At 56.4% G+C, this 6483-nt stretch carries 5 protein-coding genes; 3 read left to right on the top strand and 2 right to left on the bottom strand.

The window, feature by feature from the left end; translation table 11 throughout:
- The 3 genes from ABLV76_RS15155 to speD all read left to right on the top strand — a co-directional run.
- The coding region (locus tag ABLV76_RS15155; protein ID WP_348878372.1) for an FKBP-type peptidyl-prolyl cis-trans isomerase N-terminal domain-containing protein at nt 1-1016 on the top strand (1016 nt) is incomplete at its 5' end.
- Nucleotides 1017-1163: 147 nt separating this feature from the next.
- Nucleotides 1164-2024, top strand: coding sequence for a polyamine aminopropyltransferase (gene speE, locus ABLV76_RS15150; RefSeq protein ID WP_004204376.1), 861 nt, complete (start codon nt 1164-1166; stop codon nt 2022-2024).
- A gap of 24 nt (nt 2025-2048) precedes the next feature.
- Entirely contained in the window at nt 2049-2843 is a 795-nt protein-coding gene (gene speD, locus ABLV76_RS15145; RefSeq protein ID WP_023319740.1) for an adenosylmethionine decarboxylase, read from the top strand.
- A gap of 156 nt (nt 2844-2999) precedes the next feature.
- Here speD and yacL read toward each other — a convergent pair whose 3' ends face one another.
- Together yacL and acnB are read right to left on the bottom strand one after the other, a co-directional pair.
- Nucleotides 3000-3362 (bottom strand): protein YacL, encoded by a 363-nt coding sequence (yacL, locus tag ABLV76_RS15140; protein ID WP_023319739.1) that lies wholly within the window; start codon nt 3360-3362, stop codon nt 3000-3002.
- A gap of 187 nt (nt 3363-3549) precedes the next feature.
- Entirely contained in the window at nt 3550-6147 is a 2598-nt protein-coding gene (acnB, locus tag ABLV76_RS15135; RefSeq protein ID WP_017901168.1) for a bifunctional aconitate hydratase 2/2-methylisocitrate dehydratase, read from the bottom strand.
- Nucleotides 6148-6483: the final 336 nt, after the last annotated feature.

The raw sequence follows: 6483 nt of genomic DNA, 5'->3' as shown, positions 1-6483 counted from the left end.
ACCGGCTGGCGGCGGCGGAAAAAGAGAAGCAGACCGCCCTCGACCAGATCAAAGCACTTAACGCCGACAAACAGCCGTTGGTCAACCGGCTGGCGGCGGCGGAAAAAGAGAAGCAGACCGCCCTCGACCAGATCAAAGCCCTTAACGCCGATAAGCAGTCGCTGGCTAACCGGCTCGCCGCAGCGGAGAAAGCGCCATCGAGCCGCGCCGATGCCGCCGTGGCGGCAAAAGATGAGCCCCCCGAGATGGCGGCCATAGTGGCGGCCTATCGCCTGCAGGCGGACAAAGATAACGCCCAGCTGCGGATGAAAGAGGATGAAATCCAGCTGCTGCGGACGCAGCTGACGGTCCCGCCGAGAAATACCACCGGCAAAACCGCCGCCAAACTCAGCGCGCCAGGTGAACAGCAGGCTTACGCCATCGGCGCCTCGATGGGTACAGAGGCGCTTAATGTCCTCACGACTCGTCGCACTCAGGGGGTTAACGTCGACGCTGGCCTGGTGCTGCAGGGCATCGAAGATGCTTTCAGCGGCCAGCTTCGCCTCGGCGAACAGGAGCGTAACAAAGCGCTGTTTGACATTTCACAGCAGGTTTTCCAGAACCTGAATAAAATCGAGCAGAAAAACATCAGCGCCGGTCAGAAATACCAGCAGGCGTTTGCGCGCAAAAAAGGTGTGGTCTTCAAAGAGGGCGTCTACAGCCGTATCGATTACCCGGGTAAAGGAAAAATTAGCGGCAACGATCTGGTGACCGTGGTGATCAAAGAGATGCTGACGGACGGAACGGTGATCAATGATATGGAGACGAAAGATCAGGCGCTTACCCAGAAACTGGATGCCTATCCCCCGGTATTTCGCGGGCCGCTGAAGCGCCTGCAGAACCACGGCTCCGTGACGCTGGTCGTCCCGCCCGACAAAGCCTATGGCAGTAAAGGGTTGCCACCGAAGATCCCCCCAGGCGCCACCATGGTCTATTCCGTGCGGATAGTGGATAGCCAACCCGCGCCGGCAAAATAGCCCTGTCTCCCCACCGCCCTCTCCGGGCGGTGCTGTTATTCCTGCCGCATTGCTGCAATAACCGCCGTGCATCCTCATCTATAGTTGTCTATGATGTTGCACTCGTTTTACGGGTGTAACAGATGTTAACGAAGGAGGAGCCTCACCGTGGCCGATAATCCACTGTGGCATGAAACGCTGCATGACCATTTTGGTCAGTACTTTAGCGTTGATAACGTGCTGTACCACGAAAAAACCGATCATCAGGATCTGATCATCTTTGACAACCGCGCCTTTGGCCGGGTGATGGCGCTGGATGGCGTCGTGCAAACCACCGAACGCGATGAGTTTATCTATCACGAAATGATGACCCACGTGCCGCTGCTGGCTCACGGCAACGCCAAGCATGTCCTGATCATCGGCGGCGGCGATGGCGCGATGCTGCGCGAAGTCTCTCGTCATCGCAGCATCGAAAGCATCACCATGGTGGAAATCGACGCCGGGGTGGTCTCATTCTGCCGCCAGTACCTGCCCAACCATAGCGCCGGCGCCTATGACGATCCGCGCTTTACGCTGGTAATTGATGATGGCGTCAATTTTGTTAACCAGACGACGCAAACGTTTGATGTGATCATTTCGGACTGTACCGACCCTATTGGCCCGGGGGAAAGCCTCTTCACCTCGGCTTTTTATGAAGGCTGCAAACGCTGCCTGAATCCGGGAGGGATTTTCGTTGCGCAGAACGGCGTCTGCTTCCTGCAGCAGGATGAAGCGGTCGGTAGCCATCGCAAACTGAGCCACTATTTTCGCGACGTCAGCTTCTACCAGGCGGCGATTCCGACCTATTACGGCGGGATCATGACCTTTGCCTGGGCGAGCGACAACGAGGCGCTGCGCCATCTTTCCAGCGAAATCATTCAGGCGCGCTTTCACAAAGCCAACCTGACCTGCCGTTACTACAATCCGGCAATCCATACGGCGGCCTTCGCCTTACCACAATATCTGCATGATGCTCTGTCCGCACCGTGAAGCGAAATAAGGGGGTGAACTAAATTGAAAAAATTGAAGCTGCACGGCTTTAACAACCTGACCAAAAGCCTGAGTTTTTGTATCTACGATATCTGTTACGCCAAAACGGCAGAAGAGCGCGACGGCTACATCGCCTATATCGACGAACTCTATAACGCCAATCGCCTGACAGAGATCCTGACCGAAACCTGCTCTATTATTGGCGCTAATATCCTGAATATCGCCCGCCAGGATTATGAACCCCAGGGCGCCAGCGTGACCATTCTGGTTAGCGAAGAGCCCGTCGACCCGCGGCTTATCGACCAGACCGAACACCCCGGCCCGCTACCTGAAACCGTGGTCGCCCATCTCGATAAAAGCCATATCTGCGTGCATACCTATCCGGAGAGCCACCCGGAAGGCGGTCTGTGCACCTTCCGCGCCGATATCGAAGTCTCTACCTGCGGGGTTATTTCACCGCTCAAAGCGCTGAACTATCTGATCCACCAGCTGGAATCGGACATTGTAACCATTGACTACCGCGTGCGCGGCTTTACCCGCGACATCAATGGGATGAAGCATTTTATCGATCATGAAATCAACTCAATTCAGAACTTTATGTCTGACGATATGAAGTCGCTGTATGACATGGTCGACGTCAACGTTTATCAGGAAAATATCTTCCATACCAAAATGTTGCTCAAGGAGTTCGACCTTAAGCACTACATGTTCCATACCCGACCGGAAGAGTTGACCGCTGAAGAGCGCAAGGTCATTACCGACCTGCTGTGGAAAGAGATGCGCGAGATTTACTACGGCCGCAATATTCCTGCCGTGTAATGCCTCAAATGCCCGGCGGCGCTTGTGCTTGCCGGGCCTGGGTTCTGCGCCGGCTGGTAGCCGGGGCAAGGTACTCGTCGCGACCCGGGGATGTGCCCGGCGCACGCGACGCTTAGCAAGGCTACGCTTTTCCGCAGCCCGGCGCAAAATAAGTCATCAACGCTGCTGCATAAACTCACGATAGGCGGCAACTACCTGCAGGAAATCCTCAATGCCGCACAGAGAGAGGCTTTCTTCATCGTAGTAGCTCATCCCCTCCTCGATTTCGTCGCCGGAAAATTCCAGCTGATTGGCGCGGATCATCACCTCTTCACCATCCAGCCACAGCGTATATTCATGTCCGGCACGCTGCCAGGAACGTTCACTGCCTTTCACGGTGCGCGCAGCCTGCTCCACTTCGTCAAGCAGAGCAAGATTGTCTTTCACCTCCTCGTTGAACCAGTGGCCAATCGCCTCGTGATCCATCGACATTCGCACCTTTACCACTCCGGTAATATCGCGCAGAAATTCGTAGTCCATAGTCTTTTCCTCTGCAAGGGCAATGCGTCACCGCTGCACTGTACCCATGGAGTAATTATCGCAGCAGACCGAAAGAAAAAAAGCGTAACAGGCAGGAGGTTTGGAAATAAAAATGCCCGGTGATGCAATGTTCACCGGGCATTGAGGAGTTTGTAGCCAAACGGTCAGCCAGGCTGACCGAATGGTTTTACACCGCGGTCTGGAAGATCACGCCGTCAGCTTTTTCAGTGTACTGATCCAGCTGGTTGAAGTTCAGATAGCGATAGGTATCTTCCGCTGTCTTATCCACCTGCGCCACGAAGGTCTGGTACTCTTCCGGCGTCGGCAGTTTACCGAGCAGAGAAGCTACCGCCGCCAGTTCGGCAGAGGCCAGATAGACGTTAGCGCCGGTACCTAAACGGTTCGGGAAGTTACGGGTAGAGGTGGAAACCACCGTCGCGCCGTCGGCCACGCGCGCCTGGTTACCCATACACAGGGAACAGCCAGGGATTTCGATACGCGCCCCGCTCTTACCAAATACGCTGTAGTAACCTTCTTCGGTCAGCTGCGCGGCGTCCATACGGGTTGGCGGCGCCACCCACAGGCGAGTCGGCAGCTGGCCTTTGTGGCTGTCCAGCAACTTACCGGCGGCACGGAAGTGGCCGATGTTGGTCATGCAGGAGCCGATGAACACTTCGTCGATCTTCTCGCCCTGCACATCAGACAGCAGGCGGGCATCGTCCGGATCGTTCGGCGCGCACAGGATCGGCTCTTTGATATCCGCCAAATCGATGTCGATCACTGCCGCGTATTCCGCGTCAGCATCGGCTTCCAGCAGCTGCGGATCCGCCAGCCATTTTTCCATACCCTGAATACGACGCTCCAGAGTGCGGCGATCGCCGTAGCCTTCGGCAATCATCCACTTCAGCAGGACGATGTTGGAGTTCAGATACTCAACGATCGGCTCTTTGTTCAGCTTGATGGTGCAACCTGCAGCAGAACGTTCAGCAGAGGCATCGGTCAGCTCGAACGCCTGCTCCACTTTCAGATCCGGCAGACCTTCAATCTCAAGGATGCGGCCAGAGAAGATGTTTTTCTTACCTTTCTTCTCAACGGTCAGCAGGCCCTGCTTGATGGCGTACAGCGGGATAGCGTGAACCAGGTCGCGCAGCGTGATCCCCGGCTGCATTTTACCTTTGAAACGCACCAGCACCGATTCCGGCATATCCAGCGGCATCACGCCGGTCGCGGCGGCGAAGGCCACCAGACCAGAGCCCGCCGGGAAGGAGATCCCGATGGGGAAACGGGTATGGGAGTCGCCGCCGGTACCCACGGTATCCGGCAGCAGCATGCGGTTTAGCCAGGAGTGGATAACGCCATCGCCCGGACGCAGCGAGACGCCGCCGCGGTTCATAATGAAGTCCGGCAGAGTATGGTGCGTGGTGACGTCAACCGGCTTCGGATAGGCCGCGGTGTGGCAGAAGGACTGCATCACCAGGTCAGCGGAGAAGCCCAGGCACGCCAGGTCTTTCAGTTCATCACGGGTCATTGGACCGGTGGTGTCCTGAGAACCGACGGAGGTCATTTTCGGCTCGCAGTAGGCGCCCGGACGGATACCGGCAACGCCGCAGGCGCGGCCAACCATTTTCTGCGCCAGAGAGAAGCCGCGGGTGCTTTCCGCCACGTCTTTCGCCTGACGGAAGACATCGCTGTGCGGCAGACCCAGCGCTTCGCGCGCTTTGGTAGTCAAACCGCGACCAATGATCAGCGGGATACGGCCGCCGGCGCGCACTTCGTCGATCAGCACATCGGTTTTCAGCTCGAAGCTGGCCAGCAGTTCGTTGGTTTCGTGGTTACGCACTTCGCCTTTGAACGGGTAAACGTCAATCACGTCGCCCATGTTCAGGTTTGACACATCCACTTCGATAGGCAGCGCGCCTGCATCTTCCATGGTGTTGAAGAAGATTGGCGCGATTTTGCCGCCAAGGCACAGGCCGCCGCCACGCTTGTTCGGCACGTTCGGGATATCGTCGCCCATAAACCACAGCACCGAGTTGGTGGCCGATTTACGTGAAGAGCCGGTCCCGACCACGTCGCCAACGTAGGCCAGCGGGTAGCCTTTCTGCTGCAGGGCTTCGATCTGTTTGATCGGGCCAACCACGCCCGGCTGATCCGGTTCAATGCCTTCGCGGGCGTTTTTCAGCATCGCCAGGGCGTGCAGCGGGATATCCGGACGCGACCAGGCATCCGGCGCCGGAGACAGGTCATCGGTGTTCGTTTCGCCAGTCACCTTGAAAACGGTAACGGTGATTTTTTCTGCCAGCTGCGGGCGGTTCAGGAACCACTCAGCGTCGGCCCAGGATTGCATGACCTGTTTTGCGTGCTCGTTACCTGCTTTCGCTTTCTCTTCCACGTCGTAGAAGTTATCGAACATCAGCAGGGTATGGGAGAGCGCTTTCGCGGCGATCGGCGCCAGTTTCGCGTCGTCCAGGGCATCGATCAGCGGGTGGATATTGTAACCGCCCTGCATGGTGCCCAGCAGTTCAACGGCTTTTTCAGGGGTAACCAGGGGGGAGGACGCTTCGCCTTTGGCGATCGCGGCAAGGAATCCAGCTTTAACATAGGCGGCTTCGTCAACGCCCGGCGGTACACGATTAATCAGCAGGTCTAACAGGAATTCTTCTTCGCCCGCAGGCGGGTTTTTCAGCAGTTCTACCAGCGCGGCCATTTGGGTTGCATCTAAGGGTTTGGCAACAATCCCCATGGCGGCACGCTCAGCTACGTGCTTACGGTATTCTTCTAGCACGACGGTTCTCCTCGCTTCTCATTGTCATAATGCGGCCTACACGTCTTCAATCAATCTGCTTCGGTATTGGCAGTTTGCCGCCTTGACGCATCTTGAAGGATTTAGTGGCTGGGCGATTTTCTTCACGCTCCTGTGAGACAGCAGTTTGTAGGGTAAATGCCCGATACCGCGTCGGCAGCATAGCAGGATTTTTGAAAGGTGTTAATCTGTTTACAAAAAAGCAACATTAAAATTTAGCTGAATCGTTAAGGGCAGGATATTGCAGGCTTTCTGTTCAAATCCCGCGACAAAAATTCCTTTCCACGTACAACGCCATGGGCCGATCCCAACAATCAT

This window comes from Klebsiella sp. GB_Kp047 (genome assembly GCF_040065235.1).
GTDB classification, from domain to species: Bacteria; Pseudomonadota; Gammaproteobacteria; order Enterobacterales; family Enterobacteriaceae; genus Klebsiella; species Klebsiella quasipneumoniae.
Note: the sequence above shows the minus strand (reverse complement) of the source record. Positions and strands in the feature narration are given on the sequence as shown.